Source organism: Sorangium sp. So ce375, from assembly GCF_051473855.1.
Taxonomy (GTDB): Bacteria; Myxococcota_A; Polyangia; order Polyangiales; family Polyangiaceae; genus Sorangium.
In genome coordinates this window covers 10,005,623-10,020,286 of the sequence record NZ_CP150335.1, presented here as the reverse complement: position 1 = coordinate 10,020,286, position 14,664 = coordinate 10,005,623, and the positions used below count along the sequence as shown (strand labels likewise).

Annotated in this window: 13 protein-coding genes; 9 read left to right on the top strand and 4 right to left on the bottom strand. The window is 71.2% G+C overall.

The window, feature by feature from the left end; genetic code table 11:
- Positions 1-77: 77 nt before the first annotated feature.
- Together WME90_RS37425 and WME90_RS37420 are read left to right on the top strand one after the other, a co-directional pair.
- Entirely contained in the window at positions 78-1,388 is a 1,311-nt protein-coding gene (locus WME90_RS37425) for an AAA family ATPase (protein WP_437276861.1), read from the top strand.
- A 74-nt stretch (positions 1,389-1,462) separates the two neighbouring features.
- A complete protein-coding gene (locus WME90_RS37420; RefSeq protein WP_437276860.1) occupies positions 1,463-2,026 on the top strand; it encodes a hypothetical protein in 564 nt (187 codons plus the stop codon).
- A gap of 58 nt (positions 2,027-2,084) precedes the next feature.
- Here the strand turns inward: WME90_RS37420 and WME90_RS37415 are convergent, their stop codons facing one another.
- A complete protein-coding gene (locus WME90_RS37415) occupies positions 2,085-3,620 on the bottom strand; it encodes a hypothetical protein (protein ID WP_437276859.1) in 1,536 nt (511 codons plus the stop codon).
- Positions 3,621-3,861: 241 nt separating this feature from the next.
- A complete protein-coding gene (locus WME90_RS37410; protein WP_437276858.1) occupies positions 3,862-4,755 on the bottom strand; it encodes an SDR family oxidoreductase in 894 nt (297 codons plus the stop codon).
- Positions 4,756-4,854: 99 nt separating this feature from the next.
- Between WME90_RS37410 and WME90_RS37405 the strand changes: the two genes are divergently transcribed.
- The 5 genes from WME90_RS37405 to WME90_RS37385 all read left to right on the top strand — a co-directional run bounded on the left by WME90_RS37405 (position 4,855) and on the right by WME90_RS37385 (position 9,220).
- On the top strand, positions 4,855-5,766 hold the full coding sequence (locus WME90_RS37405; RefSeq protein ID WP_437276857.1) for a LysR substrate-binding domain-containing protein: 912 nt from the start codon (positions 4,855-4,857) through the stop codon (positions 5,764-5,766).
- 215 nt (positions 5,767-5,981) lie between these two features.
- Positions 5,982-7,100 carry a PAS domain-containing protein gene (locus tag WME90_RS37400; RefSeq protein WP_437276856.1) on the top strand — a complete coding sequence of 373 codons (1,119 nt, stop codon included), beginning with the start codon at positions 5,982-5,984 and terminating at the stop codon, positions 7,098-7,100.
- A 165-nt stretch (positions 7,101-7,265) separates the two neighbouring features.
- Positions 7,266-7,910: a DUF2267 domain-containing protein gene (locus WME90_RS37395; RefSeq protein WP_437276855.1), complete on the top strand. Its 645-nt coding sequence runs from the start codon at positions 7,266-7,268 to the stop codon at positions 7,908-7,910.
- Between the two features lie 252 nt (positions 7,911-8,162).
- Positions 8,163-8,462 (top strand): hypothetical protein, encoded by a 300-nt coding sequence (locus WME90_RS37390; protein WP_437276854.1) that lies wholly within the window; start codon positions 8,163-8,165, stop codon positions 8,460-8,462.
- A gap of 32 nt (positions 8,463-8,494) precedes the next feature.
- Positions 8,495-9,220, top strand: coding sequence for a phytanoyl-CoA dioxygenase family protein (locus tag WME90_RS37385; protein WP_437276853.1), 726 nt, complete (start codon positions 8,495-8,497; stop codon positions 9,218-9,220).
- Between the two features lie 25 nt (positions 9,221-9,245).
- Here WME90_RS37385 and WME90_RS37380 read toward each other — a convergent pair whose 3' ends face one another.
- Positions 9,246-10,223: a hypothetical protein gene (locus WME90_RS37380; RefSeq protein ID WP_437276852.1), complete on the bottom strand. Its 978-nt coding sequence runs from the start codon at positions 10,221-10,223 to the stop codon at positions 9,246-9,248.
- A gap of 57 nt (positions 10,224-10,280) precedes the next feature.
- Here WME90_RS37380 and WME90_RS37375 point away from each other — a divergent pair, with 57 nt between their 5' ends.
- Together WME90_RS37375 and WME90_RS37370 are read left to right on the top strand one after the other, a co-directional pair.
- A complete protein-coding gene (locus WME90_RS37375) occupies positions 10,281-12,968 on the top strand; it encodes a hypothetical protein (protein WP_437276851.1) in 2,688 nt (895 codons plus the stop codon).
- An 89-nt stretch (positions 12,969-13,057) separates the two neighbouring features.
- Positions 13,058-13,930: a DNA-formamidopyrimidine glycosylase family protein gene (locus WME90_RS37370; RefSeq protein ID WP_437276850.1), complete on the top strand. Its 873-nt coding sequence runs from the start codon at positions 13,058-13,060 to the stop codon at positions 13,928-13,930.
- Between the two features lie 10 nt (positions 13,931-13,940).
- Here the strand turns inward: WME90_RS37370 and WME90_RS37365 are convergent, their stop codons facing one another.
- Positions 13,941-14,111 (bottom strand): hypothetical protein, encoded by a 171-nt coding sequence (locus WME90_RS37365; RefSeq protein ID WP_437276849.1) that lies wholly within the window; start codon positions 14,109-14,111, stop codon positions 13,941-13,943.
- Between the last annotated feature and the right edge of the window lie 553 nt (positions 14,112-14,664).

The window sequence follows — 14,664 nt, the reverse complement described above, 5'->3', positions numbered from 1 at the left end:
GGCGGGGCCCTGACGCGAGGCCGGTCCCGCTGGGGGGCCAGTGCGCCGAGGGGTCGGCTGGGGTACGGTGGCCGGCGATGATCACGCGGATCGAGGTCGATGGGTTCAAGTCGCTCCGCGGCTTCGCGCTGGACCTGGAGCCGCTGACGGCGATCGTGGGCGCCAACGGCGCAGGCAAGTCGAACCTGCTCGACGCGCTGCACCTCCTGTCGCGGCTCGCCCAGACCAGCGTCACCGAGGCGCTGAAGAGCGGTCGCGGTGCAATCCGGGATCAGTTTTCGCGGCTGCGGGACGGAGCTGCGGGGCGCATCAGCATCTCGGTGGAGATGCTCCTTGGCACAACCAAGGACCCTGATCGCGGAGGGCAGTTGGTGACGAGGGTGCGCCACAAGTCCGAGATCGGGCGCGCCGTCCTTTCTTCAGGGATCGAGGATATCACCATTGATGAACAGCGCTTCCTCGCCTTCGATCATCCAGCCGCGGACACGTGGATCGAGCGGCATCCGGCGCTGCTTCCTTTCGCTCGTTACAACGACCCGACCAGCGTGCGCATGGAGAGCGTTTTCAAGCTGGAGGGCACAAGACCCGCCACCGGTCCGGACACTCGGGTGGCTCGTTGGAATGAGCTCGGAGTGGAGTGGGACCCTGCCTTCGCTCGAGCCCTTCAGCACCGCGGCATCCTGGAGGGGTCGCTCTCCTCCAGGAACTGGGTTGGCAGGGTTGCGAAGGAGCTCAGCGCAATCCGTGTCGTTCACTTCGAACCCTCCAAGCTTCGCCTCTCCAGCGACCGCGCTGCAGGCCCTGCCCTCGCGGCCGACGGCTCCAACCTCCCGACCGCGCTCGCCGCGCTGGCCCCCGAGGCGCGCGCGCAGATCCGGGCCGACCTCGCGGAGCTCATCCCGGGTTTTCGCTCGTTTGAGGTGGTGCCGACCGATGAAGAGCTCCGGCTGGAGGTGGATTTCACGGACGGCGCCCGCGTACCGGCCCGCATCCTCTCGGATGGCACATTGCGCCTCATCGCATTGCTCACGCTCCTGCGTGGCTCGCCGCCCGGCGCGCTGATCGCCGTCGAAGAGCCGGAGAATGGCATCTATCCGGGTCGCCTGCGCGCGCTCATCGACAAGCTCGTCGACGCGACCACACCCAAGGGCGACGTGCTTCCGCCGCAGGTGCTGCTCACGAGCCACTCGCCGGCGATCCTCGCCGCGCTCCATGGAAGACCCGAGTCGCTCGTCTTCGCGGATCTCGTCCGGCGGGGGGACGACCTTCGCTCCACGCGCATGCGCCACGTGCGCGTAGACGACGGCCCGGAGCGCGACCCCAGCACCGTCTCCCGTCGGGAGATAGAGCGCCTCCTCGACGCGGCGCGCCCGGAGGACGAGGCGTGATCTGGCTATGCGCAGGCGTTTACGCCGAGGGGCCCACCGACGACCGGTTCCTCTGCAACCTGATCAACCGGATGTTGCCGCCGCTCGCCGTCGAAATTTGCAAAGGCGGCTTCTACATAGATGACGCCCGGCGTATCAACGAGCCGCGACGAATACGGGGAGCCAGCCGGGAAGAGCGGATCGCCGCGGCAATCGAGGAGAGCTGGAGCGAGTGCAACCTGTTCGTCGTGCACAGCGACGGCGAGGGCGCGCCCGATGAGGTGCGGCGCGAGCGGATCGAGCCGGGCCTCGCCCGCGCGCGGCGCGCGCGACCGGATCTCGCGGCGGCCGCCTGCGTGCCCGTGCGGGAGACGGAGGCCTGGATGCTGGCCGATCCGGAGGCATTCTGCCGGATCTTCGAGACCGACCGGACGCCGCTGCTGCCTCACGATCCAGAGGCGGAGTCCGATCCGAAGAAGGCCCTGGAGACGGCGCTTTGTGGCCTGGGCGCGCGGATGGGTCGAGGCGTGGAGGAGTACTATGCCGTGCTCGGGGCCGAGGTGCGCCTCGATTCCCTGCGGCGCCTCGCGGCGTTTCAACAGTTCCGCGACGAGCTGTGGAAGGCGATCGCTGCCATTGCGACCCCCAGCGGCGCATGAGCCGCTCGCCGGTCGCTCACGAACTTCGTGTATCGGATGCCTGCCCAGCTGGGGGCGGTCATCGCTCGATCAGCAGCACCGGGCTGCCTGAGAGGGCGAGCGTCACCTTGCCGCCGCTCGCGTCGGCGGAGCTCTTCGCGCCGTCCCACGCGTGGACCTCGAACCCCGTCGCCGTCGCGAGCTCGACGCTCGCGGACGCGTCCTCCGTGCTGCTTGCCGTCACGGCCCAGAGGGCGACCCGGCGCTTGCCGTCCTTCGTGAACACGGCCCCCCGAGCGGCCCCCGGCAGCGCGAGCTCGCTTGTCGCACGGTCATCGTAGGACGCGCCGAAGAGCACCTCGTTGAGGGTGGTGTACGCCTTGCCGAGGTCGGTCTTGGTCGCCTGATCCACGCTGCTGAGGGCGCCCACGTCGTTATAAAGCCCCATGTGCGCGAACACGTCGTCGCTCCCGTCCTCGCCGTTCGATAGGATGAACCAGTCGACGCCGCCGATGCCGTGCGCCTGCGCCATGGTCATCATCTTGATGAGGTAATTGCGTGCGTACTCCGGGCTCCCCACCTCCGGGTACTCCGGCGTCGGCGCGAGCGGCGCACCGTTCTCCGAGACATTCCACGCCTGCACCTCCGCGCCGGCGTCGGCGAGCGTCGCTGCGAAAGCGTCTTTCGACGCGAGGAAATCGTCGACGGACGCATCCGAGCTCTTCGGGCTGAAGATGGGGTAATAGTGAAAATCGAGCACGTCGACGTAGGCGCCGCCCTTCTCCGGGTACTCTGGCGTGACCGCCCCGCCCTCGGGGTTGTCGGTGTAGCGCAGGATCGCCGAGAGGAACGAGGGATATCCGATGCCCCCGGTCGCGATCCGCGCGTCCGGATCCGCCTTGCGTGCGGCCTCCTTCGTGACCCGCAGCATTCGTATGTAGTCAAATATCGATCCGTTGAACCTGGGGAGATCGGCGGCCTTCGGCGGCTCGGTCTTCCAGGCCTCGGTGACGCGCCAGTCGGCCACCCAATCGGGTTCGTTCCAAACGTGCCACAGCTTGACCCAGGGCTTGTAGGCGTCGACGGTCCGGTACACGTAGGAGGCCCACGCGTTGCCAGGGTTCACCGCTCCGTCGGGCGAGAAGATCGGCTCGTAAAGGCTCTTCGGGATATAGTACTCGTTCTGCCAGTCGTCCGCGTCAGCCGGCGCCACCGTCAGGGCGACCGACTCGGATCCGATGAGAAATCCGATATGATCCCCCATGCCCAGGGACGCGTACGATTGAATGTCGCCGACCTCGATGTCGTATCCCCACCTGGCGAAATGGGCGGCTGGCAGCTTGATGCGGAGGCTGCGGACGCCCGCGAGCGCCGCGAGCGTCGCCTCCTTGTCGTCGCCCCAGTCCGCGTTGCGGTGGCCGAGGTTGGCGCCATAGCGAAACGCGTGAGGGAGCCCGCCGCTCCCGCCGCTTCCGCCGTTCCCCCCGCTTCCCCCGTTCCCCCCTTCCCCGGAGCTGGTGTCGCCGCCGCCCGATGCGTCGTACCCTGGCGAGTCGTCCCCCGAACTACATGCAACGACAGCTGAAGCGCACAGCAGAACGGCCCATCGACGCATGAAAATTCCTCCTCCAGGTGGATCCTGGGAGGCCAGTGTAAGGGATATTTTCTGGCTGCGGCGGTCCGGTTTCCGGCTGACGACAGCGACCCGACCCCAGGGTGGGGTGGAGCGACCGGTTCCAGGTTGGCGTGGCGGCTGGAGACGTGACCCAGGTTGAGCGATCGACGCGACCCAGGTTGAGCGATCGACGTGACCCAGGTTGAGCGATCGACGCGACCCAGGTCGGGCGAGCGCGGCGTCAGGGCTCGATCGGCGCGAGCAGCACATCCCGGTGGCGCGCAAGGAAGCGCCGCACATCCTCGGCGGCCTCGCCGGTGAGCTCCTCCACGGCCCGCGTGGCCACATCCAGCGTGCCGCGGGCGATCGCTTCGTCGAAGGAGGCGAGCAGCGTGGCCACCGCGGCGGGCATTCCGGCCTTCTGCATGCCCTGCTCCAGCGCATCGCGCGGCACGGGGACGTAGTCGATCGATTTTCCGGTGAGCTCCGAGGCGATCTGCGCGAGCTCGCGCTGGGACACGGCCGCCGGCCCGGTGATATCGAGCACGCGCTTGCCGTCGAAATCGGCCGTTAGCGCCGCGGCCGCAGCGCGGGCGCAGTCCTCGCGCGTGACATATCCCGCCTTGCCATCGCCGGCCGCAGCGACCAGCCGGCCCGTCGCCAGCGCGCGCCGCAGCGAGGCCACCAGGAAGTCGGCATAGAGGTTGTTGCGGAGGACGGTCGCGCCGAGCCCGCTCGCCGCGATCGCTTCCTCGGTGGCCTGGTGGTCGGGCGCGATCGTGATCGGCGAGCCCGGCCCGGGGTTTGTCAGCGACGTGTAGACCACGTGCCGCACGCCCGCCTTTACCGCGGCCTCGATCGCCCCCCGGTGCTGCGCGATGCGCCGGCCCGGGCGATCCAGCGCGTCGGTGCTGATGAGCAGGAGCCGCGCCGCGCCGGCGAACGCCTCCGGGAGCGAGGCGGGCGCATCGAAGTCTGCGCGCCGCACCTCGACGCCGCGGGCGCGGAGCTCGCCGAGCTTCTCGGGGTGCCGGGTCGTGACGATGAGCGGTCCGGCGCCCCGCGCGAGCAAGAGATCGACGACGCGCCGCCCGAGCTGGCCCCCGGCGCCGGTGACGAGGAGAGGTTGAGACATGGTGAGAGCTCCTTGTGAAGAGGTTGAATGCATGTTTGCGTCTGTCCCGCATCTGGTGCAACACGCACAATCTGGCTACTGTGTTCCGAAATGGGAACAATGGACCTGAACCACCTCTCCGTCTTCACGGCGGTCGCCGAGACGGCGAGCTTCACGGAAGCGGCGCGCCGTCTGGGGGTGCCCAAGTCGACGGTCAGCCGGGGCGTCGCGTCGCTGGAGGCGTCGCTCGGCGTGCGGCTCCTGCAGCGGACGACGCGCAGCGTGGCGCTGACGACGGCCGGGCAGGCGCTCGTCGACCGCCTCGGCTCACGGCTCAAGGCGCTCACCGAGGCGATCGAGGGGATCCCGGAGCTCGAGGACGAGCCGTCAGGCTCGCTCCGCCTCACCGCGACGGCGGACTTCGCGGCCGAGGTGCTGGCGGAGATCCTCGCCGCCTTCTGCCGCCGCTACCCGCGCATCACGCTGGAGATGCACCTGTCGACGCACGCCGTGGATCTGGTGAAAGAGGGGTACGACGCTGCGTTCCGGTTCTTCAAGGAGAAGCCGCGAGACTCGACGCTGGTCGCGCGCAAGGTGGGCGAGCTGCACCTGCAGTTCTACGCCTCGCCAGCGTACCTGGCCGCGCGGGGGACGCCGAGGACGCTGGACGACCTCGCGGGGCACGATTGCGTGGTGCTCACCGGGACGAGCCCGTTCGGGCGAGACGATGCGTCGCGCGCCCGCGCGCGGCTCCGCGCCCGGTGGCTCGCGAACGACGGGTTCTTCGCGCGCGAGGCGGTGCGCCACGGCGTTGGGATCGGCCTGCTCCCCGCCTTCCTCGTCCAGCAGGACGTGCTCGCTGGAGCGCTCGTCCGCGTGCTGCCGCGCTGGAAGGCGCCGACGGGCGGCGTCTTCCTCGTGTTCCCGAGCGGCCAGCACCTGCCGAGGAAGACCGTCGCGCTGCGCGATCACGTGGTCGAGGCGCTGCGCGTGCAGCTCAAGGCGCGCGCGAGCCGCGTCGGTGAGGGCTAGCCGCCCCCTCTCGTTTGCTGCGATGCCGTGTCCAACGCACGTTGCGCACATTACACATGTGTTCGACGATCGGCGGTGCCGCGATGGGATGTGGTCCGCGCCCCCGCGCTGCCGCCCGTTGGGGCTTGATCTGCCGTCAGGTCGTGAGGTTAGGCTGGTGCGCAGCCGAGGCCGCCGGCGCGTCGCGGGCGGGGCACCTGAACATGAGCGCACACGTGGACACTCTCGCGCGATCGCCGCTCGCGGTGGTCGGGGTTGGGCTCGATCTGGCGATCACTGCGTGGAACGAAGGCGCCGAACGACAGCTCGGGTTCTCGAGGCAGGAGGCGATGGGCCGATCCATCGCCGAGCTGCTCCCCTCGCCCGATGGCGCGGAGTCGTGGCGGCGGCTGCTCGACGAGGACAGCGGGGAACAGCGCCTGCGCCATGCCCGGAGCGACGGGCGCGACGTGGCCATCGCGTGGGTCCACCATCGCGTGCTCGACGCGCGGGGCGATGCGGCGGGCGTGGTGTGCATCGGCCGCGACGTGACGGCCGAGATCGAGGCGTCCCGGCTCCACGCCGAGCACCAGCACATCCTCCGCGCCCTCGTCGACAACCTCGATGTCATCGTCTGGGCTTGCGATGCCAGCGGCGTGTTCACCTACTTCGACGGCAAGAGCCTCGCGGCGGCCGGCCTGAAGCCAGGACAGCTCGTGGGGCTGAGCACCTTCGACATCTACAAGGAGCACGAGACCGTGGGGTTGCGCACCGCGCTCCGCGGGGAGCCGCTCCACAACATCATGGAAGTGGGCGGAAAGCCCATCGAGAACTGGTTCGTCCCGGTCCGGAGCGAGGGGGGCGAGGTGAGCTCGGTAGTCGGCATCACCCTCGATCTCAGCGAGTCGCGGCGCGCGGAGCGGGAGCTCCGGGAGCGGCTGGCGATCATCGAGCGGCAGCAGCAGGTGATCCGCCAGCTCTCGACGCCCATCCTGCAGGTCTGGAAGGGCGTGCTGGCGCTCCCGATGATCGGCGTGGTCGACAGCGCGAGGACGGCGGAGGTGATGGACAGCCTGCTCCAGGCGGTGGTGCGCACCGGGGCCCGCTATGCGCTGCTCGACCTGACCGGGGTCGAGGCGGTCGACACGAAGACCGCGAGCTACCTCGTCGATCTCGTCCGCGCGATACGGCTCCTCGGCGCCGAGGGCATCATCACCGGGATCCGGCCGAGCGTCGCCCAGACGATCGTCTCGCTCGGGATCGATCTCGCCGAGATCACGACGCTGTCCGATCTCCAGGCGGGCCTGAAGCACTGTATCGGGGGCGCGCTGCGCTCGGCGTCACGGGCCGATTGATTCCAGTCGTGTATGGGCATCACCGCGGCGAGCGGGCCGCCGGTGACGGGGAGTCCGGGGAGGGGCGCCGACCCAGGTTGAGGTCGCTGGCGGAGGTCGCTGACCTGCGCGCGCCTGGCACGGACCTCGCATGGGCAGAGGATCGTCCCTGGAAGGAGGCCCCTCATGGATTACGACCGCTTCGTCGAGGAGGTGCAGCGTCGCGCCGGCTTCGAGGGCCGCACCGAGGCCGAGCGTGCGATCACCGTGACCGCTCGGACGCTCGGCGAGAGGCTGCTCCCAACGGAGGCAGCCGCGGTCGCCGGTGGGCTGCCGGGGCCGGTCGCCGCCGCCGTGCGCGGCGCGACGTACCAGGGCGACTTCGATCGCGATGAGCTCTACGACCGCATCGCCCGGCGCGAGGGCGCGCCGCGCGGCTTCGGCAGAGAGCACGCCCAGGCCGTGTGCCAGGTCATCGGCGAGGCGCTGCCCGAGGCCGAGCGCGCGCGGCTCCAGCGGCATCTGCCCGACTGGGCGGACCTCTTCGCGTCGCGCCCGGCCGGAGCGCTCCCGCCGCGCCCGGCCCACGCTGCGTCTCCACCCGAGATCGGCCACGGCTCGACGCTCGCGACGGGGCGGCCCGGCAGCCACCACCCCTTGAGCACGGCGCGCCCTGAGACGGCCCATGCGCAGTCGGTCGCCCGATCCGACGACCCTCACGCGGATACCAGGCTGTCGAGCAGCCCGGGTCTGACGCAGGAGCGCCTCCGAGAGACGCTCGCTGACGGGCGCCCGGGCCCCGAGCACCCCGTCAGCGAGACGCAGCGCTGACCAGCGAGTTGCAGCGCGGACGACCCCAGCCCAGCGCGGGTTCGTCGGGCGCTCGCTTGACAGCGGCCGTCGTCCAGCGGACATTTCCCTCACGGGCTGCTCCGAGCCCGGCTCCTCGCCTGCCGCCGGCACGGCTCCAGCGAGGGGCGAAGAGGGCGCTGCCCTTCGGCGGTCTTCGCTCGTGATGCTGCCGCTCTTCCGTCGGTGCCGGCCGACAAGGATCGATCTCGGCAGATCACCTGGACAGGGCCGATGGGGAACCGCCACCACCACAAGAAGCTGCGCGCCGATGTCCGCGCCAGGATGGCCCGGACCGGCGAGGGCTACCAGAAGGCGCTCGCGCAGCTCCTCGACGAGCGCTCCGCACCGAAGGCGGTGCGAAACATCGATCTCGTGCCGATCGACTACTTCGGCACGCCGGCCGCGATCGCGGCCTTCGAGATCGCGGGGCGGCTCGCGTGTCTCGTCGTCTCGAGCCGGCATCATCCGCGGCCGTTCCCCCAAAGCCCCCTCGTCGCCCTGGCGATGCGTGGGCCTCGGACCATCCATTGAGTGATCTCCGCGATCCCGAGTGTCGCGAGGTCATGATGAGCACATCAACGAGAGATCGAATCGACGCCTTCCGCGCGCACGGCTTCTTTGTCGCGCGCGCTTTCCTCGACATCGTCGAGCGCGCCGAGCTCCGCTGCGCGTGCGACGCCGCGCTCCTTTTCACACGAGCGCTCTCCCGGGAGACAGGTCACTCGACCCCCCGGATCTCGCTCCTCACGGACGGCGCCACCTGCTTTCAGGACGACCCCCGCGCGCAGGAGCTCATCGCCGCGTTCGTCGGCTCCCGGCGTGTCTGCGACATGCTCTCCGGCCTCTCGCGGCCGGGAGAGGACGAGGCACCGCGCCTGAAGGACGCGCACTACTACCACGAGCAGACAAGGCGCGACTGGGATGGGGACTGGCACCGAGACAGCCAGTTTGGCCAATCCGATCCAGAGATCGAGCGCGCGATCGTCGCGACGACGACATCGGTCCACTTCCGGGTGGCGCTGGAAGACGACGACCGGCTCGAGATCGTCCCCGGATCCCACGCTCGCTGGGACACGCCGGACGAGCTCCGGATCCGCAGGGGCGCCGATCGAACCACGCCGGACATGCCGAACGCCGCCCGCATCGCCTTGCGCGCCGGAGACGCGTGCATCTTCCACGCGTGGTCCATTCACCGCGCGACGTACCTCCGGGCGCCTCCGCGTCGCACGATCGACGCCCTTTACACCTTCGCTCGTCCGACCGTCCGTCGGTGGACGCCGGCGACGTGAGGCGCGGCCGTCCGTCGCCCGGCCATCACCCGCCGTCGATCTTCTCCGCGAACACCGCCGCGAGCCGCTTCGACCTCCGCCCCTTCACGGCCTTTCGCACCCGCTCCACGAGCGGCTCGTCGTGCCGGTGGAGCGCGAGCGCGCTCAGCGCCGCGACCGCGTGCACCTCCGCCCCCTCCTCGACAAGCGCCACGAGCGCGTCGTTCGCCGCGTCGGTGCGCAGCAGCGCCATCCCGAGCAGCACGCTGTCGCGCAGCCGGCTCGCCCTCGCCGCCTCGGCGAGCTCGGCCTGCAAGATCGGCAGCGCCTCGGGCAGGCGCGACTCGCCCAGCGCGAGCGCCGCCGCCTCCGCCGCGCCGTCGTCGCCTTGCTGCAGCACCTTCGCCACGAAGCCGAGGTACCGCCCCGGGAGCAGCCGCAGGAGCCCCCGGTAGCAGGCGCCGAGCACGTCCGGCTCCGGATCGCCGGCGAGCGCCTTCACGTGGAGCGCAGCCGCCGCCGCGTCGAGGCCGGAGTTGCCGAGCGCCGCCGCGGCCTCCGCGCGCGTGACCGGCTCGCGATCTGCGAGCAGCGGCGCGACCTCGAGCAGCGCCTCGCGGTGGCCGACGTGGAACAGCGCGTGAGCACACAGCCCGCGGAGCCCCGCGGCCGTGTCGATCGGCTGCCCGAACGCCGGCTCGAGCTGCACGTGGCGCAGCCCCGCCAGGTAGGTGTCCGGCTCGTGCGCGTCGAACGCGAGCAGCGCCTCGACGATGCGGTTCTTGCCGGAGCAGCCCTTGTCGCTCTTGAGCGGCTCCTCGAGCAGCCGCGGGAACGCCCCCACCAGATCCGGCGTGAGCTCCCGCAACCCGAGGCGCCCCGCCATCGCCGCGGCCTCGCCCACAAGGTAACCGTTCCGGTCCGCGACGAAGCGGCGCAGCTCGGCCGCTGCCTGCGCGGGCGGCGCCTCGGAGAGGGCCGCGATCCGCGCGCGCTTCTCGTCGAACGAGCGGGAGACCGGCACCCGGCGAGCATACAGCAGCCGCGCGCGAGGTCGCCTATCCTCTATCCTTGCCCGCCCATGGCGCCCCGCCCGCCCCTGCTCCACCGCCTCGCCGACGGGCTGGAGACCCGCCCCGTCAAGGCCGCGATCTCGCTCCTGATCCTCGTCTCGGTCCTGCCCATCCAGGGCCTCGACGAGCAGCTCCGCCCGTATTTCCTTGCGATCTTCGGCGTCGAGCTCCTCTTCCGGGGCGTCCTCCTCCAGCAGCGCGGGGACGGGCGGTCGCGCCTCGACGTCCTCCTCTTCGCCTTCGACATCGTCGCCTGGCTCAGCTTCCTGCCGCTCGAGCGGATCCTCGACGCGCACGCCGCCCACGCCCTCCCCATGCTGCGGCTCTCGCGGCTCTTCCTGCTCCTGCGCTTCACGCGCGAGATCGCGATCGACCTCTACGCGATCATGACGCGGCGCGAGCTGCTCGAGCAGTTCGGGCTCGTCACGCTGGCGGTCTGGGGGCTCGCGTTCGGGTCCTCCGTGCTGCTCAGCCACCTCGCGATCGCGCACGACTACGACGGCCGAGGCCCGGCCCCGGACGCCACGTTCATCGACCGGATCTGGTGGTCTTTCCGGCAGATCGAGAGCGCCGACAACCTCGTCGAGAACCTGCGGGTGCACCCCGTCGTGGCCGTCGTCTCGCTCGGCCTCACCATGGTGGGCGTCTTCATCACGTCGTTCATCATCGGCATCGGCGCCAACGTGGTCGACCAGGTCGTGCGCGCGGCGCGGCGGCGGCCAGTCCGCTACGCGGGGCACGCGCTCGTGATCGGCCCGGTGCACGAGGCGGAGATGCTGGTGCAGGAGTTCGTCCGCCTGTACGAGCGCCACCGCGCGCTCCGGAGCATCCGGCTCTCCGAGCTCTGGCTGTGGCTCGTCCGGCGCGGCCCCGTGCCGACCCGGCACGCGCTGCCGCGGATGGCGCTCCTCGGCACCGAAGACGACCCGCCCGCGTACCTCTACGCGCCGGGGATGCGCTGGGTGACCTACCGCAGAGGGGACAGCGCGCAGCCGGAAGAGCTCGGCCTCGTGGGCGCCGCCGGGGCGAAGCGCGCGCTGATCCTCACGCGGCCCGACGCGGGCCCCGACGCCGACGCCCTGACGGCCATGGCGCTCTCCTCGTTCCGGACCCAGAACCCGAGGGGCCACGTGTTCGTCGAGGTGCAGGAGAGCAAGAACCGCGATCTCCTCGCGGCGGTGGGCGGGCCGGGGACGTATCCGCTCGACATGCAGCGGTTCCTCGGCTTCTTCCTGTGCCAGCACCTGATCACGCCAGGCGTGGAGTCGCTCTACGCCGACCTCATGACCGCCGATGGCTCGGAGTTCTACACGCACATCTTCCTCGGCGAGGAGGCCGTGCGGTCCGTCGCCGCGCTCGGCGAGGGCCCGGGCGGCGAGATCTCGTTCTCGCGCATGGCGCGCGCGGCCCACGAGAGGAACGTGATCCTCGCGGGCGTCTTCCTCGGGGAAGGGGTGCCGGAGCGCAGGGAGGGCGAGCTCGTGTCGGTCGAGGGGCTCGTGCCCTGGCTGAATCCGCTGCTCGATCCGCCCGAGGGATCGCCGGCGTGGGCGCTCGGCGCGCGGGCAGGTCGGGTGCCGGCGCGGTGGCTCAGGGGGCTCATCGGCGTGTCGGCCACCTACGCGCCGCTCCGGCGCTACGGGCGAGAGCTCCTGATGGGCCGAGGGGTCGCCGCGGGCGACGCGGCGGCGGGCGGCGCGACGGCGGCGGGCGACGCGGCGGCGGCGCAGGCGTGGGCGGCGGGGCTCTCGCTGCACCGCAGCCAGCTCGAGCGGCTGCTGATCGTCGGGTACAGCGCCGCGCTGCCCTCGCTGCTGCAGGCGCTCGCGCAGTTCGTGCCGGGCGTCGAGGTGACGCTGGTCCTCGGGGAGCGCGGGGACGAGCGGATGCCGCTCGCCGATCGGCTCGCCTCGCTCGGCGTGGCGCTCGCTCCGGACGGCGCGCCGCCGGGCATGGACGGGGTGACGCTCTCGCTCCCGCGCGGCGGCATCGCGACGGTCTACACGCAGCACGGGCACGACCTCACCTCGCTCGCGGTGCGCTGCGCGGCGCGCGGCGCGCCCGTCTCCGCGGCGGTGTTCCTGAGCGAGCCCGAGGGGCTCGATCGCGACGCGCGCACGGCGATGCGGCTCATCCGCTTCGCGCGGGCGCTGGAGAGCCGGGAGCTCGCGCACGGCGAGGAGCTGCACGTGCTCGCGGAGTTCTCCTCGGTGGCGAAGGGCGAGCACGTCCGGAGCCTCCTCGACCCCCGCAAGTGCGGCTTCGCCGGGACGGACAGGCTGCGGGTCAGCCTTGTCAGCACCGAGCGCATCAAGAACTACTTCATGGTTCACAGCGCCTTCGTGCCGGGAGTAACGGCTCTTTACGATGAGCTCCTCGGCGACGGCGGGCAGGACCTCGTCCGCGTCGAGGCGCCGTCGCGCGGCGAGTCGGAGCAGGCGATCGGCGCGATCGGCTTCGACGATCTCCGGACGGCGCTCGAGCCCCGCGGCGCGATCCCCGTCGCGCTGGAGCTCGATGACGGCGCCGTGCTCCTGAACCCTTCGCCGGGGCCGGCCCTCGAGACAGCGCGCATCCGCGCCGTGTACGCGCTCGCCCGGGGCCAGGACCTCGTGGCCCAGGGCGCGCAGCGGCCGGGGCGGGGCGACGGCGACGAGGCCGCGCGCGACGAGGAGCCTCGGCGGATCAGCGCCTGATCAGCTCGCCCCTGCGCCCTTGGCGGTGTTTTTCGCGCCTGGCCCGAAGTCGCGCGCGATCTTCGCGGCGAGATCTGTATCCTGGAGTCGTGCCCGAGCGTCCGGACCTGGAGTACGTCGTCCCGATCCTCGCGCGCGAGCTCGCGGGCACGACCATCGCGTCGGCCCGGGCCGAGAACGCGGTGGTGCTGCACGTCCTGCTCCCGGAGCGCCTCGACGCGCTCTTGCCGGGCGCGGAGATCCGACGCGTGACGCGGCGGGCGCACGCCGTGGTCCTCGAGCTCGCCGGGGCGCGCGCGCTCGATCTCGTGATCTCCCCGATGCTGGCAGGGCGGTTCTCGATCACACGGCCAGGAGAGACGCGGATCCCGACCGATCTCGCCTTCTCGCTGGCCCTCGGGGACGGCCGCGAGCTCCGGGTCCGGGACGACGTGCAGAGCAGCAAGGTCTACGTGCTCGCGCGGGGCGATTTCGACAAGATCCCCGGGCTCCAGCGCGTCGGCCTGGATGTCCTCGATCCTCGGGTGTTCACGCCGGAGGCGTTCCGCGCCGCGGCGCGCGGGCGGCGCGACCTCGCCAAGGACTTCCTGATGGACGGCGCGGCGCTCGACTCCATGGGAGACGCGTACGCCGACGAGGTGCTCTTCGAGGCGAAGATCCACCCGAAGGCGACCGTCACGAGCCTCTCCGACGAGGAGACCGATCGCCTGCACGCGGCGATCGCCCGTGTCCTCGGCGACGCGACGCGGACGATCGCCCGGCGGGCCCCGGCGCTCGACGAGAGGCTGCGCGACTTCCTCAAGGTCCGCGGGCGCCCGGGCCAGCCGTGCCCGCGCTGCGGCGACAAGCTCCGGCGCGCGAGCGTCCACGGGCACGACGCGATCTTCTGCCCGGCCTGCCAGCCCGAGGCGCGGAGAGGCACAGCCGCGGATCCGCGCCGCGCCAGGCGGGAGCCGGGGTGAGGCGAGCCGGTCACGACGCCCGCCCTGGTCGTGCGCCGATGACCGGCTCGGCGACACGGCCTGTCGACCTGGGGAGCTCGGCGGCGCCGGAGCTCAGGGTCGCGACGCCCACGTAGCGGCTCTGCTCGACGACCACGCGCTGCAGAATCGCCTCGGAGCGCAGGTCTTCCCGTCCGTCCATGAATCGGACCACGAGATCGATCAACGATCATCTACCGGTCGTCCACCGGCGTGAACGACGCTCCGTCGAAGCAGCTCCTCTCTTCTCCGCGGAGACGCGACCCGACAGACGCAGAGGCTTCACAACGGAGAGCGGATAGAGACCCGACGCTCTCCGTAGCTCTTCCACTGCGCCTCTGTGGTGCATTTTTCTTCTCACTGCATTGATGCGGCCGCGCTGGCGCGAGTCGAGCCTTTGTGCGAGTCACGGTGACAGGTCGTGGCGTTCTGAGCTACGCTGTGCGCCCGCAGGAAACGCAGTATGCTTTGCAAATTCCACCTATCTGCACATCGCCTGGCCGGCGTCGCCGCGCTTCTGTTGTCGCTGCCGGGCTGCGCCCTCGAAACGAGAGGCACAGGCGGGGCAGGTGACTTCGAGCCTCGACCCGGAGGCCCCGGTGGCGCTCCCGCTGACGAACCCGGCGGAATTATCGACGGAGGGCCCGGCGGCGCTCCCGTCGAACAGCCGGGCGGAGGTCCGACGGGAGGCACCGGCGGCGGCGCCCCGACGGAAG